Source organism: Pedobacter sp. MC2016-24 (genome assembly GCF_015223055.1).
Classification (GTDB): domain Bacteria; phylum Bacteroidota; class Bacteroidia; order Sphingobacteriales; family Sphingobacteriaceae; genus Pedobacter.
On sequence record NZ_JADFBX010000004.1, the window covers coordinates 260,882 to 286,068 of the forward strand.

The window sequence follows — 25,187 nt, forward strand, 5'->3', positions numbered from 1 at the left end:
ACTATAGTTCTTTTCTCAATCGTGCAACAGGGATGTTCATCTGTTCACGGTATTTGGCTACGGTACGGCGGGCAATATTATAACCACGCTCCTTTAAAATCTCTGTCAGCTTTTCATCTGCCAAAGGTTTACGCTTGTCCTCATTGCCAATACAGTCTTCCAGGATCTTCTTAACTTCCTTGTTGGATACTTCTTCTCCGCTTTCTGTCTGAATTGCTTCAGAGAAGAAAGATTTCAATAAAAATGTACCAAATTCTGTTTGTACGTACTTGGAGTTGGCAACCCGCGAAACAGTTGAAATGTCCATGTCAATCTTATCGGCGATATCTTTTAAAATCATCGGACGCATTTTGCGTTCATCGCCGGTCAGCAAATATTCATACTGATACTGCATAATGGCATTCATGGTCTTAAGCAAAGTCTGCTGACGTTGCTTAATGGCATCAATAAACCATTTTGCCGAATCCAGTTTCTGCTTTACAAATTGAACTGCTTCTTTCAACTTTTTATCTTTCTGTGCAGCTTTATCGTAATGATCAAACATGTCAATATAAGACCTGCTCACCCGAAGTTCAGGTGCATTCTTTGAGTTTAAAGTTAAAATTAATACCCCATCGTTATTAGACACATGAAAATCAGGAATGATTTGCATTTGTTTGGTCGTAATCTGGTTTGAATCTCCTGGTTTAGGATTTAACCTCAAAATTTCGGCAATAATTTCTTTCAGGTCCTCGCTATTTAAATTTAGCGCTTTCTCCAGTTTATCATAGTGTTTCCTGGTAAACTCATCCAGGTAGTTTTCTACGATCAATATGGCTTTTTGTATGATCAGGTTGTTCGGATCTTTACGTTTCAATTGTAAAGTCAGACATTCCTGTAAATCCCTGGCTGCAATTCCCGGAGGATCGAAACTCTGGATCACACGGAGCATCTCTATCACATCTTCTTCCTCAACCATCACATTTTGGGAGAAAGCAAGGTCATCGATCATTGAGGTGATTGGGCGGCGGAGGTAACCATCGTCATCCAGACTACCTATGATCTGCTTACCTACGATAAAATCCTGATTGGAAAGCGGAACCAGATCCAGTTGTTCCTGCAGGCTTTCAAAAAAAGTACTTTCTATCGCAATCGGTGTTTCCTTTTTCTCTTCATCGTCATCCCCGTTGTTGTAAGAGGTGCTGTAATCATTTACGTCGTCATCCTGTAAATAATCATCCACATTAAATTCATCGGTATTTTCTTCTTTGGCTCCAGCCTCATAGTCGTCTGGAGTGTCATTTAAATCGTCATATTCACTTTTAGGTTCCTCGGCCACCATTAAACTTGGGTCTTCAAGTGCCGGGTTTTCTTCAAGCTCTTCTTTTATGCGTGTATCTAAAGCAACGGTAGGTACCTGCAGCAATTTGATGAATTGAATTTGCTGCGGAGATAGTTTTTGAAGTAATTTTTGTTGTAGATGTTGTTTTAGCATATTCTCGTCATTCGGTATTTAATCTACCCGTTCCAAAAATACACATTTGGTTTAGAAATAAACTAATTACCCCAACTATATTATGGTAACGTTTTCATTGGTGATTCGGCCAATTGAACGGGATTTTTTATAAGTTATTAATATCCAGTATTTTTTCCGGATTTTCAAATTTCTGGTTAAACTATAAATAAACTGAGGCTTAGGGATTCCTTTATAAAGGAGTCGGATTGAGACCAGCTTCAGCGCAGGTTAAATCCACGGTGAGTCCACATTTTTTCCGGAAAAACGTGGACTCACCGTGGACTCACTGTGGACTCACCGTGGACTCACTCCGAACCATAACCGGATTGTGTCTTGCGGCTAATATTATTCCATAAAAGCTTTGGTTTTGCTGATAAAGTTTATATTTTTATTCTTATTAACGATATATACTTATGGGATTTGTAAAAGAATTTAAAGAATTTGCCATCAAGGGGAGTGTCATGGACCTCGCGGTGGGTGTAATTATTGGTGGAGCTTTCGGTAAAATTATCGACAGTGTGGTTAAAGATTTGATCATGCCTCTGATTTCGGCGGTAATCGGATCTGTTGATTTTAGCAACATGTACGTCGTACTCAAGGGTGTTGTGCCTGCCAAAACTGCACTCGAAGAGGCCAGGAAAATGCCCAATGCGGTAATTTTTGCCTATGGTAATTTCATTACTGTAGCCATCAATTTCCTTTTACTTGCCTTAGCTGTATTTATGTTGGTTAAGGGGATTAATGCATTGAAACGTAAACAAGAAGCGCAGCCTGTGGCTCCGGCAGCACCTTCAAAAGAAGAAGTGTTACTCGGCGAGATCAGGGATCTGTTAAAATCTAAATAAGCAGACTGGCTTGACCAGATGTTGAATAGGTGTTTGTACGGGTGGATTTATCTGCTTTGCAAACACTTTTTTTATGGAACAGGTTTACCGATCAATAGGGGGCATTTACCGGTGTTTTGCAGCAATAGGGGCCCTGCTTGTTGGCCAGCCTAAACTTTGTGCTTAAATTTGATCTCAATGGAAGCGAATAAAAGGCTTTCCTGGTTTAGATACTTTATTAATATACATATAGAGATGATAGAAGATAGAAAGGGGAGGAACAGTGGTTCAAGCACAGTATGGAGTGGGTTGGTAATTGTGGTGATCGGTTTGGTTTTTCTTTTGAAAAACCTCGGAATGAATATCCCGGACTGGATCATCAACTGGCCTTGTTTATTGGTTGCTATTGGATTGCTGATCGGTTATAAGCGTAAGTTTACTGGCGGTGGCTGGTTGATCATGGTGTTGGTAGGTGGGTTTTTTATGTTCAAGAGCATTCCTGACATAGACCTGTCTAAATATTATCTGGCGGTTGCCATTATGATTTTTGGGGTTTTCCTGATGTTTAAGCCTAAAAACAGTTACTCCCGGAGAAAAAGATGGAAAGAGAAACTGGAAAAAATGGAAGAGTTCAGGTCTTTTGCCGAAGAACCGGGTTGCATGGGGAAAAGCAAAAACTGGGTAACTGACGAGAACGATGTCCTGGATACACTCAGTATATTCGGTGGGACACATCAGAATATCCATTCTAAAAATTTTAAAGGGGGGGATGCCATTGCGATTTTTGGTGGTTGTGATGTGAATTTAACCCAGGCCGATTTTGAGGGCGTATTGCGACTGGATGTCGTGGCTATCTTTGGCGGTGTGAAAATTATTATCCCGCCAAGCTGGGAAGTGAAGTCTGACGTGGTGGCTATTTTTGGCGGACTGGAAGATAAAAGAACAATTGGTCCCGTGGGTACTGAGCCCAGAAAGATTGTGAAAATAAGTGGCGTGGCCATGTTTGGCGGCGTAGAGATTAAAAACTTTTAATGCGATTCAAAAAACTAGAATTTTGACAAATAGACCATTATCCTTACCGAATATCCAGAAGATAGCCGCCATTATATTTGGCGGCTGGACCCTGGTTTTCATTCTGTTATTTTATTACAGCATGAATTTCGGGTGGTTAATATCAGCTTCAGATAGTTTAATTACGAATGGTTTGCTGGCCCTGGCCTGTATGATTTTGAGTAACATGCTGGGCTATTATCAGCCTAAAAACGAGACCATTGTATTTGTATTGTCGCTTACATTGATCCTGGCCATATTCATTACACTGATGAGTAAATTTTTACTGGGGACACTTTTTAGTCAGGAAAAAACATACCTCAGTTTTTTGAGTTTATCCATTATGATCAGGTTTCTGATTGTATTCATTTTTCTGGCCTGGTGTGCATTGGCAAATATTCTCTGGTATCGGCTGGAAGAACAATCCGCCAGTCAGGAACGCCTGCTTGCCGCACAAAATTTATCCAAAGAGGCTGAGCTCAACAAACTGAGGCACCAGCTGCAGCCTCATTTTCTATTCAACAGTTTAAATTCTGTGTATGCTTTAACCATTGTAAATCCCAAAGAAGCCGGTACGATGATCACCAAACTGGCTTCTTTTTTAAGAGGTACGCTGAAACGTGACGACGAGGTCTGGGTACAGGTGGCTGAAGAAATGGAATACATACAATTGTACCTGGATATTGAAAAGGTACGGTTTAGCCACCGGCTGAATGTGGAGGTGATGATAGACGAAGAGACTTTAAAATTGTCACTGCCTGGAACCTTGTTGCAGCCAATTGTAGAAAACGCCATTAAATTTGGGCTTTACAATACTGCTGCCGCCATCACCATCAGCATCCGGGTAAAACTGGAAGATCAGCACCTGGTGATTATTGTAGAGAATCCGTTTGATCCGGAGATGAAGGCTACTGGGGGGACAGGATTTGGGCTTACCGCGATTAGACGAAGACTTTACCTGCTTTTTGCAGATGAACAATTGTTACAAACCGACAGCAGTGCCGGTAATATATTTAAAACCACGCTTAAAATACCACAACAGCATGATAAGAGCCATATTAATTGATGACGAGTCTTTGGCCAGGGACGTCGTAAAGCACTATTTAAGCAGTTTTCCGGAAGTGGAAGTAGTTGCGGAGTGCAGCGATGGCTTTGAGGGAATTAAGGCGATTGCACAACATCAGCCTGACCTGATTTTTCTGGACATTCAAATGCCTAAAATTACAGGATTTGAGATGTTGGAATTGATTGACAAGCATCCTGCAGTAATTTTTACGACGGCTTTTGATGAGTATGCCATTAAAGCCTTTGAGGTTAATGCCATTGATTATTTGCTGAAGCCCATTGAGCAATCCCGGTTTGAGCAAGCCATGCAAAGGTTACCAGCCAGGTTAAGTCAGGCTGAAGAAAGCAGTAAAACCCTTTTAGAAGTGGCTGCATTAAGTCCGGCGCAAAACAACAGGGTAGTCGTGAAAAAAAACGGCGTGATTAAAATTGTTGCGCTGGCAGATATCCATTACCTGGAAGCGGACGATGATTATGTAAAGTTGAGTACGGCGGAAGGAATTTTTCATAAAAATAAGACCATGAGTTTCTTTGAACAGACCTTGCCCGCCGAACAATTTATTCGGATTCACCGATCTTATTTGATAAATTTGGCGCAGGTTACAAAAATAGAATTGAAGGAAAAAGACAGCTATGTGGTACTGTTAAAGTCTGATATCTGGCTTCCTGTAAGTAAAACAGGTTACATCAAATTGAAGGCTGCATTGGGCTTATAAGAACAATCTGATAAAAAAAGCCAACAAGATTTAAATGTATTTGCATTTAATCAAAAATGAAGCTATATTTGCACCTCTTAATTAAAAAAATAGTCTAAGATATAATACAGTTATGAAAAGAACATTCCAACCTTCGCAAAGAAAGAGAAGAAACAAACACGGCTTCCGCGAAAGAATGGCAACAGCTAACGGTAGAAGAGTATTAGCTTCTCGTCGTGCAAAAGGTAGAAAAAGATTAACGGTTTCAAGCGAAGGCCGTCACAAAGCATAATTCATTGATTGCAGCACGTAAGTGTTAGCAGATCAGAATCTGCAAAATTGCGATCAAAGAAGATGAACACATTTCATAAAGAAGAACGGTTATGTAGTAGGAAGTATTTAGACTTGCTATTCAAAAACGGTTCTTCTTTTTTATTATATCCATTTCGGATCTCCTACCTGTTTGTTCCTGAAGCTGCAGCATTTCCTGCTCAGATAGTGATTAATGTAGCTAAAAAGCGTTACAAACGTGCGGTGGACAGGAATTTACTGAAACGTCGTACCAGGGAGGTATACCGCCTTCATAAACAAGAATTTTTATATCAACATTTGGCACAGCCAGACAGGCAATTGTTGCTTGCTGTACAGTTTGTTGGTAAGCAGAAGTATGCGTTTCCTTTTTTGGAAAAGAAGCTTTGTGCTGCACTGAAAAAATTAACAACAAGCCTGGAAGATGTACAGGGTAGTTAGTTTGTTTTTTTCCTATTTGTTTATGGGCTTAATTAAGCTTTATCAATGGCTTTTATCGCCATTGCTGGGCGCAAATTGCCGGTTTACACCTACGTGTTCTCAGTATGGTATAGAAGCCATCCGTAAACATGGTCCTTTTAAAGGGGGCTGGTTAACGATCCAAAGGATCGGGCGCTGCCATCCCTGGGGTAAACACGGGCATGATCCGGTACCATAACATCTAAAAATCCTTTATCTTTGTCTTCATGGCTATTATACTTCAAATCGAAACCGCTACACCAGTTTGTTCTGCCGCTATTTCCAGAGATGGAATCACCATTGCTTTGAAAGAAGAACAGGCCAGTAACATTCATGCGGGTAGTTTAACCTTGTTCATCCAGGATGTGATGCAACAGGCAGGTTTACAGTTTAATGATTTAGACGCGATCGCGGTAAGTAAAGGTCCTGGGTCTTATACCGGGCTTCGGATTGGCGTATCGACCGCTAAGGGGCTATGTTTTGCTTTAGATAAACCTTTAATTGCTGTAGATACTTTACAGATGATGGCTGCAGGTTTTTTAATCAGGGAACCGGATTATCAGGGCTTGCTGTGCTCCATGATTGATGCGAGAAGAATGGAGGTTTTTACCGCTGTTTTTGACGCGGCCTTAAATTATGTGCAGCCCACATCTGCAAAAATAATTGATGCGCATAGTTTTGCCGAAGAACTGACAGCTTCAACACTTACTTTTATTGGAGATGGTGCCATGAAATGCAGTGAGATACTGGCTCATCCTCAGGCTGTTTTCCTGGCTGAGAATTTCAATTCGGCGACAAACATGAGCAAGCTGGCACACCAAAGGTTTTTAGCTGCTGCATTTGAAGATGTGGCTTATTTTGAGCCGTTTTATCTGAAAGATTTTGTGTTTACCACACCTAAGAAAAAATAGGAGCTGTGGTCTGGATTATGATTTCTTTCTTGAGAAAACACTGAATAAACGTTTAAAAAAGCTGCTTCCTTCATCACCAACGCCAGGCATGGTACTGCTATTCTGAGGGTGCTCTACTGTGTTTCCAAATTTAATACCTACGCCCATGTAGAAGGAAACACCGTTGTAGCCACTTCCTATCCCAACATCTTGTTTGATGGCGCCATTAACCTGCGAAAAGGTTTTAAACATATTGTCTGAGCCCAGAAATGCCTCAAAGTTTGCAGTCTGGTACATACCCTGCATCCCGAAAAGGAATAAATTATTGAAGTTATAGGTCGGAATGGCACTGACTGAAAATTCGTTATAACTGAATTTGTTGACAAATGCCGCGTCTCCGCCTTTGTAAAAAAGGTTTTTGGATACAATCAAGCTCGGTGTGTAATAATAGCTAACCGGTTTAGAGATCATAAAATCTGCTTTGGCATTGGTTAGGGCAAAAAAACTATTGTGCCTGGGGTTGTTGAGTGCAATGTCTGTAATTTGCTTTTCTATTTGGGAAGAGGTGCTGTCTTCCGGATTGCTGATGGTCAGGGTCTGATCAAAATAATTGGTATAGGATTTTTTACTCCAGCGGATCAGTCCCAGGTCTTTGATATTGGCCATGATAAACAGGCCGTCTTTGGCTTTGTAACTGGTACCGAAGCTAATGGCAGCACCCGGGTTTCTAAAGGTTGGCAGCAGGTCTTTTTTACTCAGTTCATCCCCTCTCAGGAAGCTGGCTTCATAGGATCCTTTTAATCGGAGACGTAAGATCGATTGGTCCGGACTTAGGAAAAAACTAGAGTTTACGATGTCCAGCTTATTGTAAGTAATCCCGCTCAACAAGCTCAGTTTAACGCCAAAAGCCAATCTTTTGTTGTAGTTTTCACGGTAACTGAGGCTAAACTGGTGGTAGGACTGTACAAAGCCGTTATTGTTAAAAGCATTGTTGAAATCGCTGGGGTTATCGGTAAAACGTTTGTAATTGTCTAAGATGGCCAGTGTTTCGTTGGTGTAATTTAAATGTGCATCACTTCTGATTTGCCAGGACAGGCCAATTTCTTTTTGATATTTGTAAGACTGGAAAATCTTAAAAGCGAACATATAGAAGTTGGAATTTTCGTGAATGGTATTGATCTGACCGTTTCCGAGGGGTACATTTTTTGCCGTGAAAGTGCCGCTGTTCAGCAGTACCCGGATAAAATCGGAATTTCCTTTGTTGGCAGCGTTAATCCCGAGGTAGGGTAGAAAAAAATTGGAAGCAAACTTACGGGAAGAGTCCAGTACAAATGTTTTTTGTGCAGGATTTTCAAAACCATCAAAAAGTGTCCTGGTATTGAATAGTCCGTATTGCTGTGCTTTTAATCCGGAAATGCTGAAAATTAAGGAGAAAAAAATGAGGTACCTCTTGGCCATATCTACATATAAGTGCTATAAAGCTAGAGAATCTTTTTCTAAAGTTGGTGTCTGTTTATGAATTAAAATATTGGTCTGGAATTTACCATGATCGCCGCTCAGCTGGTAGGTTAAGGAGTTGTATTTTTTGAGCCCTTTTTCATCGGTGGTGTATTGATAATATTCGCTGCGGAGATTGCTTTTTAACAGGTTTAAAGCATTTTTCTTGTCCAGGTAAAAACAAATACTGGAATTGTCCGGCAACTGGTTACTGGCATTGATATAAGCTTCAGTTCCAATCAGCAGTTTGTTGTTTTCATAGGTGCTCAGGAAATTTTGAAGCGTAGCAGGTTGATTTGCGAAGACCAGGTAATTGTCAAGTATCACATAATAAGGTGCTTTAAAGTTCATGAAAGGCTGGCCAAAATAAGCGTACAATAAATCCGGTTCTTTAAAGCGTTTGATGTTTTCATTGTAGTCCTCGCTCAGGTCAAGTAACAATTGCGCGGTTTTATCTCCGTTTTTCAGATTGATGGCACCAAGTTTTTCAGCAGTACTGAGTTGAAAAGTGATCAACTGGTTGTCAAAATATTTTGGAAAAATGTCATCCGTGTTTAAATGGTATTTATTGCTGATGTTTTGGAGTTCCCTGCTCAGGACTTGTGCTTCTTTTTTGTTCAGGAACCAGGACTGGAGTTCTTTTCTCCAGCTTTGGTAGTTGTTTATGCCGTAGACCGTATAATTTGCTGTGTTTTCTGGCAATATATTGGTGATGGTTACTTTTTGAGGTGTGGTGTTTGCAAAAAGCTGGTAATAGTTATTCGCCTGTATATCGGTACTTCCTGTAAACAATATATTTTTATTGCTGTAGCTATAATTCAGCGCCGCAAATGCATTTTGCTGATGAAAGACCTGGAGTTCACCAGTTAATTTTTGATGGATTACAGCCTGGAGTAGTACCGGGACTTTATTAAAATTGATGTACAACTGGGCCAGGCTATTTTTTGCAAAGCGGCTATTGGCCCGGATGTAATTCGCAAAATCGTTGTTTTGCTTGGCTAAAGGTTTTTTAAGCAGGTCTGCGATCGGAGCGGCAGCATTGGATAGCAGCACCAGGTTTTCCTTAATGCCAAGATAGCAAAGCGTACTATCGGGCAGGCTTAGCTTAAATATTCCCTGAAGTGTGTCGGTCTGGATTCCACTTTTTTGAATGGCTTGCAGGATTTGGCCGCCATTGAGCTGACTGTTAATTTGTGTAGAGACCAGGAAATTGATGGCGTTTTTCTGATCGGCTAAAAAACTGATGTATACATACTCCTGGTCTGTCGCCTGATTGATCAGGGGCATAGACATGAGTTGTGTTTTGATGGCACTGAGTTGTTTGTATTTATCGGGGCCAAGCATGTTTTTAAAAAGCTCCTGGCTTTTTAGTAAATCCAGCACGGTCTTGTCATTTTGAAAGGAGAAGACAAATGCGGAGTTTGCTGTGGCTGCATGCAGACTGATGTCAGACGTATTTCTATCTGCATTTAAATTCGAAAAATAAAGATAGGCCATGGCTATAATGGCCACAAGCAAGAGTACGATACTGATGACAATCTTTTTCACAAGTCTTTTGATTTAACAGTCCCGAAGCGATCACAATTCTGATTCAGCATTGATTTGACCGGAATAGGATCATGGTTTCATTTGTACTTACAAATTTAATTTAATAGTTGGATTACTGAGGAAATGCAACCAAGTTTCTTAATTTTGCTTGACAAAAGGGAATTGATTATGAGTAGACGTATCATTTTAACGGCATCATTGTTTGGCATTACTGCAGTGATATTGGGCGCCTTTGGTGCACATGGTTTAAAAAGTGTTGTTGGTGCCGATAACTTGTCAATTTGGAGTAAGGGTGTGGAGTATCAGTTTTACCACACTTTTGCTTTGCTTTTCTTATCGCAGCTGGCGACAGCTAAAAGCAAGCTGTTGAATTTATCTTACCTGTTTTTTACGCTTGGAATTGTCCTGTTTTCAGGTTCTTTATATTTACTGGCCACACGCGAGATCCTGAACCTGGGTTTTGTACGTTTTATTGGGCCGGTTACGCCAATTGGGGGTCTGTGTTTCATTTTAGGTTGGGCATTTTTATTTGTAGCTGTTTCAAATCGTAGCGATTCAAAGGCTAAAGCTTAACTTATGATGGAGCAGGAAGATACCGGACTATTTGAGTTTCAGGAACGGGAGACATTATTTGTGGAAGTGATTTTACCCTTGTCACTTGCCAAAAACTACATTTATCGCGTTCCTTTTGAACTTAACGCACAAATTGCCGTCGGCAAAAGGGTGGTGGTTCAGTTTGGTAAAAATAAAATTTATACAGCACTGGTCAAAAGCATCAGCCAACAGGCTCCGGAGCTATACCAGGCAAAATACATCATTGACGTGGTAGACCAGTATCCGATCATCACCAATTCCCAATTGGAATTGTGGGACTGGATGACGGCCTATTACCTGTGTAATGAAGGGGATGTGATGTCGGCTGCTTTGCCTGCGGGATTAAAGCTGGCCAGCGAAACGATCATTGTGATTAAGGAAGATGTTTTTTTAGAAGAACAGGTCCTGACCATAAAGGAACGGACTGTTTTGGATGCTTTGAGCAAAAGGCAGCGTTTGACCATTGATGAGGTATCGGCCTTACTAGGCCAGAAAACGGTATATCCAATCATCAATTCTTTATTGGAAAAAGGGTTGGTTTACATTGCTGAAGAGGTGATCGAGAAATACAGGCCACTTTTAAAGTCCTTCATTACCTTACATCCTTTTTATCAGGAAGAAGCGCATCTGAAAGCATTGTTTGAGCAGCTGGAAAAGGCCCCTAAACAACTGGATGCCTTGTTGAGCTATATCAAATTATCGCGACAAGGACAGGTGGTTTCCAAGCAGCAATTGCTGGAAGATAGCGGCTGCGGACAGGCGCCTGTAAAGTCATTGCAGGAAAAGAACGTGTTTGTGGTTGAAAAACGACCTGTAAGCAGGTTGAAAGCACATGACGATGATTTTATCCTTAATTTTGAATTGAGTACCGATCAGCAACGTGCGCTTGGGGAAATTGAAGCTGGCTTTGAAGAAAAAGATGTGGTTTTACTGCATGGGGTAACCGCCTCTGGTAAAACACAAGTCTACATTAAGCTCATTGAGCGCGCCATTGAGAAAGGCGGGCAGGTTTTGTTTTTACTTCCGGAAATTGCGCTCACCACACAAATTGTACAAAGGATACAACGTTATTTTGGCGATGCCATTGGCGTATACCATTCTAAATTTAACAACAATGAACGGGTAGAGATCTGGAACAAGGTTTTGAACGGAACGTACCGGGTTGTTTTGGGCGCACGATCGGCCGTTTTCCTGCCTTTTAAGGACTTAAAACTGATTGTGGTAGATGAAGAACACGAGGGGTCTTACAAGCAGCAGGAGCCTTCTCCACGCTACCAGGCCAGGGATGTGGCCGTTTATCTGGCACACTTATACAAGGCCAAGACCGTATTGGGATCGGCTACACCGGGCATTGAGAGCTATTTCAATGCTTTGCATGGTAAGTATGGCCTGGTTAAGCTCAATGAACGTTTTGGCGGGGTAGAGCTCCCTTTGCAGGAGGTCATCAGCATATCGGAGGAAACGAAGAAGAAAAAAATGATTGCTTACTTTTCTACCCGGCTGATTGAAGAAATCGAGTTTACGCTGGCGAATAAGGAACAGGTCATTTTGTTTCAGAATCGCAGGGGTTATGCCACCATTTTAATTTGTGCAACTTGTGGTTACGCACCTAAATGTGTCAACTGCGATGTGTCGCTCACCTATCATAAAACAAGTGGTAAACTACATTGCCACTATTGTGGTTACCACCAAAGCAGCATTAACATTTGTCCGGCTTGTGGTTCTGTTCATATCGAGCAAAAAGGTTTTGGAACAGAGCGGGTGGAAGAAGAGCTGAGCCTGATTTTTCCGGATGCAAAAATTGCGCGTCTGGATGTGGACAGTACCCGGACAAGGAATGGCTTACAGCAGATCATTTCTGATTTTCAGGAGAAGAAGACAGAGATTTTAATTGGGACACAAATGGTAGCCAAGGGCCTGGACTTCGACAATGTGACCCTGATTGGCGTAATCAATGCAGATACTTTATTGAATTATCCCGATTTCAGGGCCTTTGAACGCAGTTATCAATTGCTTGCCCAGGTTGCCGGAAGGGCAGGACGAAGGGACAAGCAGGGTAAGGTCATCATCCAGGCTTATGATGACGACCACCGCATCATCAAACAGGTGATTGACAATAAATACCTGGAGATGTACGAGGAAGAAGTTTCGGAACGCCGGCAGTTCCATTATCCGCCATTCACCAGGTTAATTTTTATCAACATCAGGCATAAAGATCAGAACCTGCTGAACGTAGCTGCACAGCGGTTTGCCACAACATTACGCACACAACTCGGACATCGGGTATTGGGCCCGGAGCAACCTATGGTATCGCGTGTGCGCAATTATTACATCAAACAGGTGATCATCAAGAGCGAGAAAGATGCTTCGATACAGAAAGTCAAATCTATATTGAAAGAGACGATTTTACAGTTTCAGGCAGAAAAAGACTTCCGGTCGGTTAACGTTCAGGTGGATGTAGATCCGTATTAGTTTTATTGCAATTGATTCTGTGAGTCTTATGTTTTTTTGAGGCATTAGCTGTTAAAAACATAAGTGGATTAGCTTCTAAAAGCGTATTTTTGAACTGAGATGGCGTACAAATTTGTTGATAATTACAGGGAGCAAGGTGCAAGAAAGCGATTGGTGGCTCACCTGGAGTCGAGGGGGATTGCTGATCAGCGTGTCCTTCAGGCGATAGGGAAAGTGCCCAGGCATTTCTTTTTTGACGAAACTTTCTGGAACCAGGCTTACAAGGATATTGCTTTCCCGATAGGGGACGGGCAAACGATTTCGCAGCCTTATACTGTGGCTTATCAAAGCGAACTGCTGCATATCAAAAAAGGCGATAAGGTATTGGAAATTGGAACCGGATCAGGCTATCAGACTTGCGTTTTAATGGAATTGGGTGCCAATGTATATACCATTGAGCGTCAGGAAAGTATTTACCGTCATACCATACGGGTATTGCCTGGCATGGGGTATAACGCACATTTCTTTTTTGGCGACGGCTCTAAAGGGATCATTGAACATGCGCCTTACAATAAAATCATCGTCACTGCAGGTGCTCCTTTTGTACCGGAAATATTGCTGAAACAATTGAAAGTCGGTGGCATTCTGGTCATCCCGGTTGGAGATGAGCATTCTCAAAAGATGGTAACGGTAATTCGTGTAAGTGAAACCGATTTTGAGCGGATTGAACTGGATACTTTTAGGTTTGTGCCGCTTGTTGGAGACCAGGCCTGGTAGTACAGGCCCGGTTAATGGGTTTAAAATTTCATGGCCCGGTCCATTTCTCTTTTAGATTCCCGGTCTTTGATGCTGTCTCTCTTATCGAATTCTTTTTTACCTGTAGCCAATGCAATTTCTATCTTGGCAAAACCACGCTCATTGGTAAATATACGCAGGGGCACTATGGTATACCCCTTTTCTTCGCTTTTCACTTTGAGTTTCTTGAGTTCCCTTTTTTGTAACAGCAGGATCCGGTCTCTTTTGATGTCATGGTGATGGAAAGAGCTGTGGCTATATTCTGAAATGTGCAGGTTTCTAACATACAGCACATTGCCGATAAACATACAGAAAGCATCGGTCATATTGGCTTTGCCCTGACGGATCGCCTTAATTTCTGTACCCAATAAGGCTAATCCGGCGTTGTATTTGTCAATAACGTGGTAGTCAAAATAGGCGCGTTTATTTTTGATTTGAATGTCGTTCTTCATTGGTAGTTGCGGGCCTGGGCCCAGTTCATTATTTTATATATTTGCTAATATCCGAAAGAAATGCCGAATGCAGGCAGTTTATCTGATTTTTTTACCGCACGATCAGTACCGGAATGGTTACTTTATGACGCACCGCATTCACAGTTGTGCCCAGTATCAGGTCTTTTAAACCGCGGTGGCCGTGTGCACCCATAACCAATAATTCCAGGTCATTTTTCTTGCTGATCTCTACGATTGCATTTACCGTGCCACCATAGCCAATGTGCGTGCTGGCAGTGTAGCCAAGGGCGGCCAGGTTTTCGGCGTATTTGTTCAGATTTTCCTGGTCACTTTTGGTTTCATGATCTAATGCTTCATTGCCCAGATACCTGGCTGCGGCAGTCTCTACCACGTGAATGAGGTAATAACTGGCCTCTTTACCGCCCTGAATTAAAGCGTGCCTGATGGTGTTGCGGTCATGCGCAGAAAAATCTACAGTAATGCCAATCCGGGTATAATTGATTTTTTCTATGTGCTCAATATCCAATGCCTCGCCATGCGGTGCATTGTGCTGATTTTGCTTCATCCTGCTCATCAGCGGGTAAATAAAGATGTAAAGGAGCAGTAAGCCGATCAATATGGCACCTGGTATGACAAATACATAGATGTACCAGCCACCTTCTGAGCCCCAGAGCTTAATTTCTTCTAAAACCAGTTTTACGTTCAGCGCAACAATGACGATGGAACTGATCCATGCCAGAACTTTTACCCAGGTTTTGATGGCAAACTCTTTCATGGTGAGCTTGTCGGAAGTAAAATGGATGAGTGGAATCACTGCAAAACCGAGTTGTAAACTCAAAACAACCTGGCTCAAAATCAGCAATCCGCTTAGGGCATCTTCTCCGAAGTGCAGAATGGTAAAAAAAGCGGGTATGATGGCCAGTAAGCGTGTAATTAAACGGCGTAACCAGGGTTGGATTCGGAGTTTTAAATGGCCTTCCATTACAATTTGTCCGGCCAGGGTACCCGTTACTGTCGAGCTTTGCCCCGCGGCAATTAATGCGATGGCAAAAAGTGCGGGCGCTGTATTGCCAAATATATTTTGAAGGAGTTTGTAAGCATCCTGAATTTCTGCGACTTCATGCAGGCCATTTTTGTAAAATGCTGCGGCGGCAAGGATCAGTATGGCTGCGTTGACAAAAAACGCCAGGTTGAGGGCTACAGCCGTATCTATGAAATTGAATTTTATGGCTTCTTTAATTCCCTTATTGTCCCGTTCAAACTTACGGGTTTGGACCAAAGAGGAGTGCAGGTACAGGTTGTGTGGCATGACGGTTGCCCCAATGATCCCGATGGCGATGTAAAGTGCATCTCCTGAAAGTACAGAGGGTTCAAAGCCTTTGAAGATTTCTTTTAGGGAAGGCTCTACGATAAACATTTCTGCCAGAAAGGAGATGCCCACAATAAATACCATGGACACGATAAAAGCTTCCATTTTGCGCATGCCTTTATTTAAGAGAAATAAAAGCAATACGGTGTCGAAGATGGTAATTCCAATTCCCCAGATGAGTGGCAGGCCGAATAAGAGGTTTAAGCCTATGGCCATTCCAATGATTTCGGCCAGGTCGCAGGCTATGATGGCCAGTTGGGCGAGTCCGAACAGGGGGATATTGACCCATTTCGGGTAGGCATTTCTGGATGCCTGGGCCAGGTCAAGGCCGCGTACGATCCCCAGGCGTGCACTCAGGGATTGTAACAGCAGGGCAATGAGGTTAGACATGAGCAATACCCAGATTAGCTGATAGCCAAATTTACTACCGCCGGCAATGTCTGTAGCCCAATTTCCTGGATCCATATAACCAACGCTGACCAGGTAAGCTGGCCCGATAAAGGATAAGATTCTTTTCCAGCCTGTCCGCTTGCTGGTATCTACGCTTTCATGTACTTCACTTAAGGATTCAGAATTTTTCATTGTTGTGGTTCTTCAATTTTATTCAGGTGCTTTTGCTCGGATTTAGATTTTTACCAGGATGTGCCTGGCCACTTCTCTGCTCACGCTAATGTTCTTTTGTTCAACTATAAGCTCTACAGAACCATCGAAATCGGTAATTTCTTTTACTTGCAGGGCTTTTCCAAGGGTGAGTCCCAGTTTTTCCAGGTGCTTGAGGAAAAGCGAAGAATGCTCGCTAACGCCGGTAATCAAACCTGTACTGCCGGGGGCAAGTTTGCTGAGTTTGGTGAAGGGTATGGCGTCGAATTTGCCATTTTTATCCGGTATGGGATCGCCATGCGGATCACTTTTAGGGAAAGCAAGAAATTCATCAAGCCGCTCGATGAGTTCCGTTGAATTGATGTGTTCCAGGTCTTCAGCAATGTCATGTACCTCATCCCATTTGAAATTTAATTTTTCGACCAGAAATACTTCCCAAAGCCGGTGTTTCCTAACCACATTAATGGCTGTTAGCCTGCCATTTTCTGTCAGTTTTACGCCCTGATATTTTTTATAGTCAACCAGACGCTTATCGGCCAGTTTTTTTATCATATCTGTTACCGAAGCTGCTTTGGTCTGCATTTTTTCGGCAATGGCATTGGTTTGCACGGCATTGTCATTGTTTTCAGATAAATGATAGATGATTTTCAGGTAGTTCTCTTCTGTCAGTGATTGCATTTTTAGATGTCTAACTAAATGTTTAGACAAATCTAAAAAAATAATAGGAAATAAACTGCAAATTATTTGATTATTTTTAGAATAAAATTTGGTAAATCCCGTATTCTTATTCTATCTTTGGTTATCATATTAATCACACAATGGCAGCAGAATTAGATAAGACGGATTTTAAAATACTTAAACTATTACAGGAGAACGGAAGGATAACGAATTTACTATTATCTCAGGAGATTGGCTTGTCTCCGGCACCAACACTGGAGCGTGTACGCAAGCTGGAAATGTCTGGGTTTATCAAAAGTTATCATGCCCTGGTGGATGAGGAGAAATTAGGTTTAGGAATTAAAACCTTTATCCAGGTGCAATTGGATTTTCATAAAAACAATACCATCCAGACTTTTTTGGATGAGGTGAATCAGATTAAAGAAGTTACAGAATGTCATCACGTGACAGGACAAGCCGATTTTCTATTGAAAGTTTATGTAAATGACATTAAATCTTATGAGCGTTTGATTATGGATAAGATCAGTAAGATCTCTGTCGTAAAAACCTTTCAGACGATGATGATCATGTCTACAACCAAGAAAGAACCAATCGTTCCTTTAGAATATTAATCTAAAAATTTAAAAGAGGCTGTATCGTTTTTGTAAATGATACAGCTTTTTTTTGTGTCCTTAATCGCTTCCCGTCAGGTCAGAATTTAATTTTACAGCTTATAGCCTATCAAGTCAATTGCCAGTTGATCGGGCTTTGGCCTTGTGCTACTAATTTGGCATTGGTTTTAGAAAACGGACCTGTGCCCAAAAAGCCATTATATGCGGAGAAGGGGGAGGGGTGGGCTGCTTTAATGATGGTATGCTTGCTTTCGTCAATTAATGCAGCTTTATTTTGAGCATATCTGCCCCAGAGTAAAAAGATCAGGCCTGTCCTTTTTTCGGATAGCTCAGTGATGATCTTATCCGTAAATGTTTCCCATCCTTTACCCTGATGTGAACCCGCTTCATGCGCGCGCACGGTTAATGTTGCGTTTAAAAGCAATACGCCTTCATCTGCCCATGGTGTCAAATCGCCATGTGCCGGAGCTGTAAAACCAGGGATGTCTGTACTCAGTTCTTTATAAATGTTTTTAAGTGATGGGGGTACGGCCATTCCTTTTTGTACAGAGAAGGACAGCCCGTGTGCCTGTCCGGTTCCATGGTAAGGATCCTGGCCAAGGATTACGACTTTAACTTTGTCAAATGGCGTATGGTTTAAGGCATTAAAAATATCCCCTCCTTTCGGATAGATGGTAGCTCCTTTTTCTTTTTCTTCGAGTAAATAAGCCTTTAGCGACTTCATATAAGGTTTCTCAAACTCTTCAGCCAGGACGTTTAACCAGCTTTCTTCAATTGCAGCAGACATAGATATTGTTTTTCGTTGAAATTATAAATTAAATCTGATTTTTGGTATTTAAACACGATATTTGCAGAAAAATTATACAAGAATATGCCAAATGTAGTTCGTCTTATTATAGGTTTTGCGGTGTTGGGAGGTGCAATTGCCCTTATGATCTTCGGTTTTTGGGGATGGGGTATTTTGGCCATTTTGATCAGTATACTGGTTATCGTTACGTATTTCTTTAATGAAAACATGTTGCTTGCGCAATGGTTTTTAAGGAAAGACAATATGCCAAAAGCAGAAGCTTATTTGAACCGGATCACCAATTATGAAAAACAATTGATCCGTGTACAACACGGTTATTATAATTTGTTGATCGGATTGATCGAATCCAGAAAAGCGCCGATGCAGAGTGAGAAGTATTTCAAGAAATCACTTTCTTTAGGTATGCATATGGACCATAACATTGCCCTGGCTAAGTTAAGTCTTGCAGGTATTGCGATGGCCAAAAGGAATAAAAGAGAGGCTCAGATGTATTTGACAGAAGCTAAGAAAGCTGATAAAAACAAATTGCTTGCCGATCAGATTAAGCAGATGAAAGATCAGCTTGGTATGATGGACAGGCAACAGCAGGTTAGATACAGATGATTGACGGTAAAGAATGAATAAAAAGCCACATGCAAATGTGGCTTTTTATTTTTCACACAATCTGTCGAAATTTTCTGATACCTGGTAATCTGAAGAACGGCTAATGATGTCTTCGTCCAATTGTTCCTTTTTACGTGTGAAAAACAATTGCTCTGACTGGATTCTTTTGATCAGCTGACGGATTAAGGTCAGGTCAAACGCATCTTTACTCAATTTAATGCAGTATTCTGTTTCTGTAATTTCTAAACTTGAACTGTTCATAATCTATGTTTTTAAATATGGTCTAAAAATAAAAAAGGCTTGCTACATAATTGGTAGCAAGCCTTTAAGCTTTTGTTATTTTTATGTTAAGCGAACCAGGCCGTCACTTCCTCTTTTGAAGGCATGGTCAGGTCCAGTTTTAATTTCTTACGCATTCCGCCAAGGTCATTGAACACTTTGTTTGGATTCGCGGCCTTCAGTTCTTCCAGGGTATTGATGCCCATTTTCCGGATCACCTGTACCCATTCTGCTGCAACACCTGCATTGACAAAATCTTCGTCAGTGGTTACTTTGGCTTTTTTCTCCGGTCTCATCTGAGGGAAGAATAAAACTTCCTGAATGGTAGACTGGTTGGTCATCAGCATCACCAATCTGTCGATTCCGATACCCAATCCAGAGGTTGGCGGCATGCCATATTCCAAGGCGCGTAAAAAGTCTTCATCCATAGCCATCGCTTCATCATCACCTCTTTCAGCCAGTTTCAACTGATCAACCAGACGTTCACGCTGGTCAATCGGGTCGTTTAGTTCAGAATACGCATTCCCGATTTCCTTACCCATTACGAACAATTCAAACCGCTCTACCAAACCTTCTTTGCTTCTGTGTTTTTTTGCCAGCGGGGTCATTTCCAGCGGATAATCTGTAATGTAAGTAGGCTGGATCAGATTGGCTTCAACTTTTTCACTAAAGATCTCATCTACCAATTTACCTTTGCCCATAGTTGCGTCGGTTTCAATACCCAGTTTTTTGCAGGTCTCTTTAAGTTGCTCCTCATTCATCTGAGATACATCTATGCCAGTATATTTCTGAATGGATTCATGCATGCTGAGCTTTTCATAAGGCCCTTCAAAATTGATCTCATGATCACCTACTTTAACAATCGGGCTACCGTGAATGGCCACTGCAATTTTCTCCAGACATTCCTCTACCATGGCCATCATCCAGATGTAGTCTTTATAAGCTACATAGATCTCCATAGAAGTGAATTCTGGATTGTGTGTACGATCCATGCCTTCATTTCTGAACATCTTTCCAAATTCGTATACGCCATCGAAGCCGGCAACGATCAGTCGTTTTAGATACAGCTCATTTGCGATACGCAGGTAAAGTGGCATATCCAGGGTGTTGTGGTGTGTGGCAAACGGACGTGCCGCTGCACCACCATGAATGGCCTGCAGGATTGGTGTTTCCACTTCCATCCAGCCTTGTTCATCAAAGTAATTTCTCATGGTGTTGATTACTTTGGAACGGTTGATGAAGATTTGTTTGAAACCCGGATTAACCGTTAAATCAACATAACGCTGTCTGTAACGCAGTTCCGGATTGGTAAAACCATCATACACATTACCATCATCGTCACGTTTTACAATGGGTAAAGGACGTAAAGATTTAGAAAGTACGGTAAACTGGGTAACGTGGATAGAGATTTCTCCGGTCTGTGTGGTAAACACATAACCTTTTACGCCGATAAAGTCGCCAATATCCAATAACTTCTTGAATACAGTATTGTACAAGGTCTTGTCTTCACCCGGACAAAGCTCGTCTCTTTTCAGATAAACCTGGATACGGCCAGTAGCATCCTGCAGTTCAGCAAATGATGCGGCGCCCATAATGTTACGGCCCATGATCCGGCCTGCAATACTAATGGTCTTATAGGCGGTCTTATCTTTTTCGTAGTTAGCTAAAATGTCTGCTGCATTGGCATTGATTTCAAATGCTTCGGCAGGGTAGGGATTGATCCCTAATTCGCGTAATTGTGAAAGCGAATTGCGACGCAACAATTCTTGTTCTGATAGTCCTGTACTCATATATGTCTTATATCCGGCACATTGCCGTATAGCTTATTGGTATATTGATTAATAAGATGCAAAAGTAAGAATTATGTTTCCAATTCCATTCGGAATGGAAACATAAAATAACGGTCCGGAAAATGTTATTCTGAATCTACAGCCTCGGCATACATGTCATTGATCGCCTCTGCATACTTGGTTTCAATTACTTTTCTTTTTGCTTTCATGGTTGGCGTAATTTCGCCTTCGTCGATGCTAAATGGATTGCGCTTGACTTTAAAATTCTTGATCCGCTCAAATTTAGCCAGTTCATTGGATAGTTTTTTTAAATCCTGTCCAATCCAGTCGGTCATTTCTTTTTCTTCGATAAAGACATCGGGTTTCTGGAAAAAGGATTCCGGCAGGTTAAATGCTTCCTGTAAATTTTCTTTATTGGGAATGACGATGGCGGTAAGGTACTCCCGCTTGTCGCCAATCAGGAAGATCTGATCGATTTTAAGGCTTTTCATGTAAATGTTTTCCACGGGTGTCGGGTATACATTTTTACCGTATGCATTTACAATCATGTTTTTCAAACGATCTGTGATTTGCAGGTTACCTTTAAAAAAACGGCCAATGTCCCCGGTGTGGAACCAGTTGTTTTTGTCAATGGCTTCTGCCGTTTCGGCGGGCTTGTTGAAATAACCTTGCATCACACAGTGGCCACGTACAATAATTTCACCTTCTGCACATTCAAAATTTTCGTCAAAGGTCTCATGGGTCTGAATGTTGATCATTTCTTTGGTTTCCACATTCTGAATGCCGATTTCTATGCCGGGTATTACCCTGCCTACGGTGCCATATACCTGGCGGTGATATTCTGTTACGGCCATGACCGGAGAAGTTTCTGTCAGTCCAAATCCTTCCAGGATTTTAATGCCCAGGTTGCCAAAAAACTCGCCTACATTTTTAGGCAGGGCTGCACCACCAGAGATCATGAATTTTAACCTTCCGCCGGTTTTCTCTTTGATTTTGCTAAATACCAGTTTCTCTGCAAGTGCCTTTTCTGCAGAGAGGAAGAGACCGGGACTTTGTCCGGCTTCTTTTTTTCTTCTGTAGTTTTGTCCGGTTTCCAATGCCCAGAGGAATATTTTTGCCTTTAATCCGCCAGCTGCCGTGCCACTTTTAATCGCTTTGTCGTGGATACGTTCCAGCAGTCTGGGAACACAACTCATGACGGTTGGCCTGATTTCGGCCATGTTTTTTGCCAGCAGTTCCAGGCTTTGTGCATAAGCGATTTTACAGCCCTGTGCACAACATACATGATAGGTTGCCGTCCGTTCAAATACATGGGATAGCGGTAAAAAGGATAAAAAAGTCTCTGTTTCATCTATTACAGGTATTTGCTGTAAACACACCTTTACATTCTCTACGAAATTGCTGTGTGAAAGCATAACCCCTTTTGGCGTACCGGTCGTTCCGGACGTATAAATCAATGAAGAGATGTCCGAAGGTTTTACAGCCAGGCGTAACCTGGTGATCTGCTCAATTTTTTCTGAAGTTAACGTACCTGCAATCGCCAATATGGCATCAAAACTGATGATTTTAACATCAAGACCTGCTGGGACAGCAATTTTCTCATAGTCTGCAAATGCAGGGATGATGTATTCCAATTGTCTGCAGTTGTCTGCTATTTTCAGGATCTTTTTATAAAGAAAGGGATTGCCAATGAGGATGGCCCGTATTCCGGAATCATTTACAATGTAAGCAACTTCATGTTCTGACAGGGTTGGATAGATGGATACGTTTATTGCGCCGATTTGCTGGATCCCCTGATCGTAATACACATATTCCGGAGAGTTCTCAATCATCAGGCCCATCCGGTCGCCTTTTACAATACCTTTTTCCAGGAAAAATGCCGACACCGCATCTGCACAGTTTAAGGTATGCATGTAGGAGATTTCTTCCCATTCCGCTCCTTTTTTATGGATCAGAAATGTTTCTTCCGGTTTGTGAATGTGCTCAACTACGTTGCGCAGTAAAGTAGGGATGGTGGAATGGGCATTGAATAATTCCATAATTTGGTCGGTTTGCTTGTACTAACAATGTTAAACTTTTCTATTCTAAAATACAACCAGGTTAAAAAAAGTTTTAACAAAGGGTATTAAAATAATAAAGCCGGTACAGATTGAACTGTACCGGCTTTTGCAAATATAATAATTTGTATTTTAAACAGAGAAACTCTCCCCGCAACCGCATGAGCGGCTTGCGTTAGGGTTGTGGAAGTTAAATCCCTTTCCATTCAAACCGTCAGAGTAGTCGAGCTCAGTGCCTGCAAGGTATAAGAAGGATTTCATATCCAATGCAATTTTGATGCCTCTGTCTTCAAAAAACTGATCTCCAGTTTTTGCTTCATCATCAAAATCTAAATTATATGACAATCCGGAACATCCTCCTCCTTTAACCGAAACGCGCAGAAAATAGGTGGTATCCATCTGCGATTCTTCCATTAACTGGTCGATTTTGCTTTTTGCTTTGTCCGTAATCGTAATCATTTTATTTAAAATTTAGGTATTACAGTATGTCAAAAAACATACCATAATGCTTGATTAATGATGTGATTTAGCTAATTCGAAAGGCTCCAAACCATTTTTTACACGGTAATCGTTGATGGCCGATTTAATCGCATCCTCTGCCAGTACCGAGCAGTGAATTTTTACCGGAGGTAAAGCCAGTTCTTCTACGATATCCATGTTATCGATGGTTAAAGCTTCGTCAATGGTTTTGCCTTTTAACCATTCTGTAGCCAATGATGATGACGCAATGGCAGAACCGCAACCAAATGTTTTGAATTTAGCATCGGTAATTACATTGTTGTCATCTACTTCAATCTGAAGGCGCATGACGTCACCGCACTCAGGTGCGCCAACTAATCCTGTTCCAACTGATTTGCTGTCTTTATTTAAAGTACCAACGTTTCTTGGGTTGGTATAGTGTTCAATTACTTTCTCTGAATATGCCATGATATTTTAGATTTATGATTTTATACTTAGTGTTCTGCCCACTCAATTTTGCTTAAATCAACGCCTTCTTTAAACATTTCCCAAAGTGGAGAAAGGTCACGAAGGTGATTTACTGCTTTTTTGGTGTTTTCAATTGCGTAGTCTACTTCTTCTTCTGTCGTGAAACGACCTAAGCCAAAACGGATAGAAGAGTGTGCCAGATCATCAGAAAGGCCAAGGCTTTTCAAAACATACGAAGGTTCCAATGAAGCAGAAGTACAAGCAGAGCCTGAAGATACTGCCAGATCTTTCATTGCCATCATTAAGCCTTCGCCCTCTACATATTTGAAAGAGATGTTTGCTACGTGTGGTAAGCGGTGTTGTGTATTTCCGTTTACATAGCTTTCTTCCAATTGTGTCAAGGCATTTTCTAATTTATCTCTCAACGCAGATAAACGTTTTGCTTCTTCGTCCATTTCTAAACGGCACAATTCACAAGCTTTACCCAAGCCAACAATTCCAGGTACATTTAAAGTTCCTGAACGCATACCGCGTTCGTGACCACCGCCGTCCATTTGAGCCGTAACTTTAACCCTTGGGTTTTTACGGCGTACATACAATACACCAACACCTTTAGGGCCGTACATTTTATGTGCAGAGAAAGCCATTAAGTCAATCCCGTCTTCAATTACGTTTACAGGTATTTTACCAACAGCCTGTGTGGCATCAGACATGAACAATGCGCCAAATTTATGAGCGATTGCTGCAATCTCTTTAATGGGTTGTACCACACCGATTTCATTGTTGCCATACATAATGGTAACCAGGATTGTTTTCTCTGTCATTGCTGCTTCCAGCTCCTGCAGGTCAATTAATCCATCTTCTTTTACTTTCAGGTAAGTTACGTTTGCACCCAGTTTCTCCAAATGTTTACAGGTGTCCAATACAGCTTTATGCTCAGTGGTTGCGGTAATGATGTGATTACCCTTTTCCTGGTACATTTCAAATACTCCTTTAATACCAAGGTTGTCTGCTTCTGTAGCACCTGATGTAAAGATGATTTCTTTTTCAGTACAGCCAATCAGTTTAGCCACTTGCTCACGTGCATAGTCTACACCTTCTTCTGCAACCCATCCAAACGCATGGTTACGGCTTGCCGCATTACCAAATTTGTTGGTGAAATAGGGTAACATTGCTTCTAATACTCTTGGGTCAAGAGGAGTAGTTGCGTTATTATCTAAGTAAATAGGAAGTTCCATTATATATAATTGTTCTTTATTAATAGACAAAGGTACAAAAAAAGATTGCCAACAATTATAATTAATAGCTATGAAGGTATAGATAAAACCTGCATTTTTACAT

26 protein-coding genes are annotated in these 25,187 nt (G+C 41.5%); 13 read left to right on the plus strand and 13 right to left on the minus strand.

All coding sequences use genetic code 11. The features are described 5' to 3' along the window. Position 1 precedes the first annotated feature (1 nt). Positions 2–1,474: an RNA polymerase factor sigma-54 gene (rpoN, locus tag IM797_RS12065; protein WP_194127385.1), complete on the minus strand. Its 1,473-nt coding sequence runs from the start codon at positions 1,472–1,474 to the stop codon at positions 2–4. Positions 1,475–1,908: 434 nt separating this feature from the next. Between rpoN and mscL the strand changes: the two genes are divergently transcribed. The 8 genes from mscL to tsaB all read left to right on the plus strand — a co-directional run bounded on the left by mscL (position 1,909) and on the right by tsaB (position 6,808). Next, positions 1,909–2,340: a large conductance mechanosensitive channel protein MscL gene (gene mscL / locus IM797_RS12070; protein WP_194127386.1), complete on the plus strand. Its 432-nt coding sequence runs from the start codon at positions 1,909–1,911 to the stop codon at positions 2,338–2,340. Between the two features lie 177 nt (positions 2,341–2,517). After that, entirely contained in the window at positions 2,518–3,351 is an 834-nt protein-coding gene (locus tag IM797_RS12075; RefSeq protein WP_228098824.1) for a cell wall-active antibiotics response protein, read from the plus strand. 22 nt (positions 3,352–3,373) lie between these two features. Further along, positions 3,374–4,435: a sensor histidine kinase gene (locus IM797_RS12080; RefSeq protein ID WP_228098825.1), complete on the plus strand. Its 1,062-nt coding sequence runs from the start codon at positions 3,374–3,376 to the stop codon at positions 4,433–4,435. Then, positions 4,413–5,150 carry a LytTR family DNA-binding domain-containing protein gene (locus tag IM797_RS12085; RefSeq protein WP_194127387.1) on the plus strand — a complete coding sequence of 246 codons (738 nt, stop codon included), beginning with the start codon at positions 4,413–4,415 and terminating at the stop codon, positions 5,148–5,150. The genes IM797_RS12080 and IM797_RS12085 overlap by 23 nt, the downstream gene beginning before the upstream one ends. Positions 5,151–5,262: 112 nt before the next feature. Then, positions 5,263–5,421, plus strand: a complete 159-nt coding sequence (gene rpmH / locus IM797_RS12090; RefSeq protein WP_015807371.1) for a 50S ribosomal protein L34 — start codon at positions 5,263–5,265, stop codon at positions 5,419–5,421. Positions 5,422–5,483: 62 nt separating this feature from the next. After that, entirely contained in the window at positions 5,484–5,879 is a 396-nt protein-coding gene (locus tag IM797_RS12095; protein WP_194127388.1) for a ribonuclease P protein component, read from the plus strand. Then, positions 5,863–6,096, plus strand: coding sequence for a membrane protein insertion efficiency factor YidD (yidD, locus tag IM797_RS12100; protein WP_194127389.1), 234 nt, complete (start codon positions 5,863–5,865; stop codon positions 6,094–6,096). The genes IM797_RS12095 and yidD overlap by 17 nt, the downstream gene beginning before the upstream one ends. A 28-nt stretch (positions 6,097–6,124) precedes the next feature. After that, a complete protein-coding gene (gene tsaB / locus IM797_RS12105; RefSeq protein ID WP_194127390.1) occupies positions 6,125–6,808 on the plus strand; it encodes a tRNA (adenosine(37)-N6)-threonylcarbamoyltransferase complex dimerization subunit type 1 TsaB in 684 nt (227 codons plus the stop codon). 15 nt (positions 6,809–6,823) lie between these two features. On the opposite strand, the gene IM797_RS12110 is transcribed toward tsaB, so the two are convergent. Both IM797_RS12110 and IM797_RS12115 read right to left on the minus strand, forming a co-directional pair. Beyond that, the gene (locus IM797_RS12110; protein ID WP_194127391.1) at positions 6,824–8,245 is read right to left on the minus strand and encodes a DUF5723 family protein; all 1,422 of its coding nucleotides are present in this window, start codon (positions 8,243–8,245) and stop codon (positions 6,824–6,826) included. A 15-nt stretch (positions 8,246–8,260) separates the two neighbouring features. Continuing rightward, on the minus strand, positions 8,261–9,832 hold the full coding sequence (locus tag IM797_RS12115) for a DUF3352 domain-containing protein (protein WP_194127392.1): 1,572 nt from the start codon (positions 9,830–9,832) through the stop codon (positions 8,261–8,263). A gap of 168 nt (positions 9,833–10,000) precedes the next feature. Between IM797_RS12115 and IM797_RS12120 the strand changes: the two genes are divergently transcribed. From IM797_RS12120 to IM797_RS12130, 3 genes are all read left to right on the plus strand, one after another. Continuing rightward, positions 10,001–10,405 carry a DUF423 domain-containing protein gene (locus IM797_RS12120; protein WP_194127393.1) on the plus strand — a complete coding sequence of 135 codons (405 nt, stop codon included), beginning with the start codon at positions 10,001–10,003 and terminating at the stop codon, positions 10,403–10,405. A 3-nt stretch (positions 10,406–10,408) separates the two neighbouring features. Further along, positions 10,409–12,898 (plus strand): primosomal protein N', encoded by a 2,490-nt coding sequence (gene priA / locus IM797_RS12125; RefSeq protein WP_194127394.1) that lies wholly within the window; start codon positions 10,409–10,411, stop codon positions 12,896–12,898. Between the two features lie 99 nt (positions 12,899–12,997). Further along, complete coding sequence (locus IM797_RS12130) at positions 12,998–13,654, plus strand: protein-L-isoaspartate(D-aspartate) O-methyltransferase (protein ID WP_194127395.1); 657 nt, start codon at positions 12,998–13,000, stop codon at positions 13,652–13,654. A gap of 20 nt (positions 13,655–13,674) precedes the next feature. On the opposite strand, the gene smpB is transcribed toward IM797_RS12130, so the two are convergent. From smpB to IM797_RS12145, 3 genes are all read right to left on the minus strand, one after another. Beyond that, positions 13,675–14,124 carry an SsrA-binding protein SmpB gene (gene smpB / locus IM797_RS12135; protein ID WP_194127396.1) on the minus strand — a complete coding sequence of 150 codons (450 nt, stop codon included), beginning with the start codon at positions 14,122–14,124 and terminating at the stop codon, positions 13,675–13,677. 91 nt (positions 14,125–14,215) lie between these two features. After that, on the minus strand, positions 14,216–16,075 hold the full coding sequence (locus IM797_RS12140) for an Nramp family divalent metal transporter (protein WP_194127397.1): 1,860 nt from the start codon (positions 16,073–16,075) through the stop codon (positions 14,216–14,218). A 42-nt stretch (positions 16,076–16,117) separates the two neighbouring features. After that, positions 16,118–16,771 carry a metal-dependent transcriptional regulator gene (locus IM797_RS12145; RefSeq protein WP_194127398.1) on the minus strand — a complete coding sequence of 218 codons (654 nt, stop codon included), beginning with the start codon at positions 16,769–16,771 and terminating at the stop codon, positions 16,118–16,120. 140 nt (positions 16,772–16,911) lie between these two features. Here IM797_RS12145 and IM797_RS12150 point away from each other — a divergent pair, with 140 nt between their 5' ends. Beyond that, positions 16,912–17,382, plus strand: coding sequence for an Lrp/AsnC family transcriptional regulator (locus IM797_RS12150; protein ID WP_194127399.1), 471 nt, complete (start codon positions 16,912–16,914; stop codon positions 17,380–17,382). 109 nt (positions 17,383–17,491) lie between these two features. Here IM797_RS12150 and ung read toward each other — a convergent pair whose 3' ends face one another. After that, positions 17,492–18,169, minus strand: coding sequence for a uracil-DNA glycosylase (gene ung / locus IM797_RS12155; protein ID WP_194127400.1), 678 nt, complete (start codon positions 18,167–18,169; stop codon positions 17,492–17,494). A gap of 84 nt (positions 18,170–18,253) precedes the next feature. Between ung and IM797_RS12160 the strand changes: the two genes are divergently transcribed. After that, the gene (locus IM797_RS12160) at positions 18,254–18,793 is read left to right on the plus strand and encodes a DUF2892 domain-containing protein (RefSeq protein WP_194127401.1); all 540 of its coding nucleotides are present in this window, start codon (positions 18,254–18,256) and stop codon (positions 18,791–18,793) included. 45 nt (positions 18,794–18,838) lie between these two features. On the opposite strand, the gene IM797_RS12165 is transcribed toward IM797_RS12160, so the two are convergent. The 6 genes from IM797_RS12165 to IM797_RS12190 form a co-directional block, all read right to left on the minus strand. Further along, on the minus strand, positions 18,839–19,054 hold the full coding sequence (locus IM797_RS12165; RefSeq protein WP_194127402.1) for a hypothetical protein: 216 nt from the start codon (positions 19,052–19,054) through the stop codon (positions 18,839–18,841). 86 nt (positions 19,055–19,140) lie between these two features. Beyond that, positions 19,141–20,862, minus strand: coding sequence for a lysine--tRNA ligase (lysS, locus tag IM797_RS12170; protein WP_194127403.1), 1,722 nt, complete (start codon positions 20,860–20,862; stop codon positions 19,141–19,143). Between the two features lie 125 nt (positions 20,863–20,987). Then, positions 20,988–22,901 (minus strand): long-chain fatty acid--CoA ligase, encoded by a 1,914-nt coding sequence (locus tag IM797_RS12175; RefSeq protein WP_194127404.1) that lies wholly within the window; start codon positions 22,899–22,901, stop codon positions 20,988–20,990. 150 nt (positions 22,902–23,051) lie between these two features. Then, positions 23,052–23,378: an iron-sulfur cluster assembly accessory protein gene (locus IM797_RS12180; RefSeq protein ID WP_194127405.1), complete on the minus strand. Its 327-nt coding sequence runs from the start codon at positions 23,376–23,378 to the stop codon at positions 23,052–23,054. 54 nt (positions 23,379–23,432) lie between these two features. Then, a complete protein-coding gene (gene iscU / locus IM797_RS12185; protein ID WP_194127406.1) occupies positions 23,433–23,846 on the minus strand; it encodes a Fe-S cluster assembly scaffold IscU in 414 nt (137 codons plus the stop codon). A gap of 26 nt (positions 23,847–23,872) precedes the next feature. Continuing rightward, complete coding sequence (locus IM797_RS12190; RefSeq protein ID WP_194127407.1) at positions 23,873–25,084, minus strand: IscS subfamily cysteine desulfurase; 1,212 nt, start codon at positions 25,082–25,084, stop codon at positions 23,873–23,875. Between the last annotated feature and the right edge of the window lie 103 nt (positions 25,085–25,187).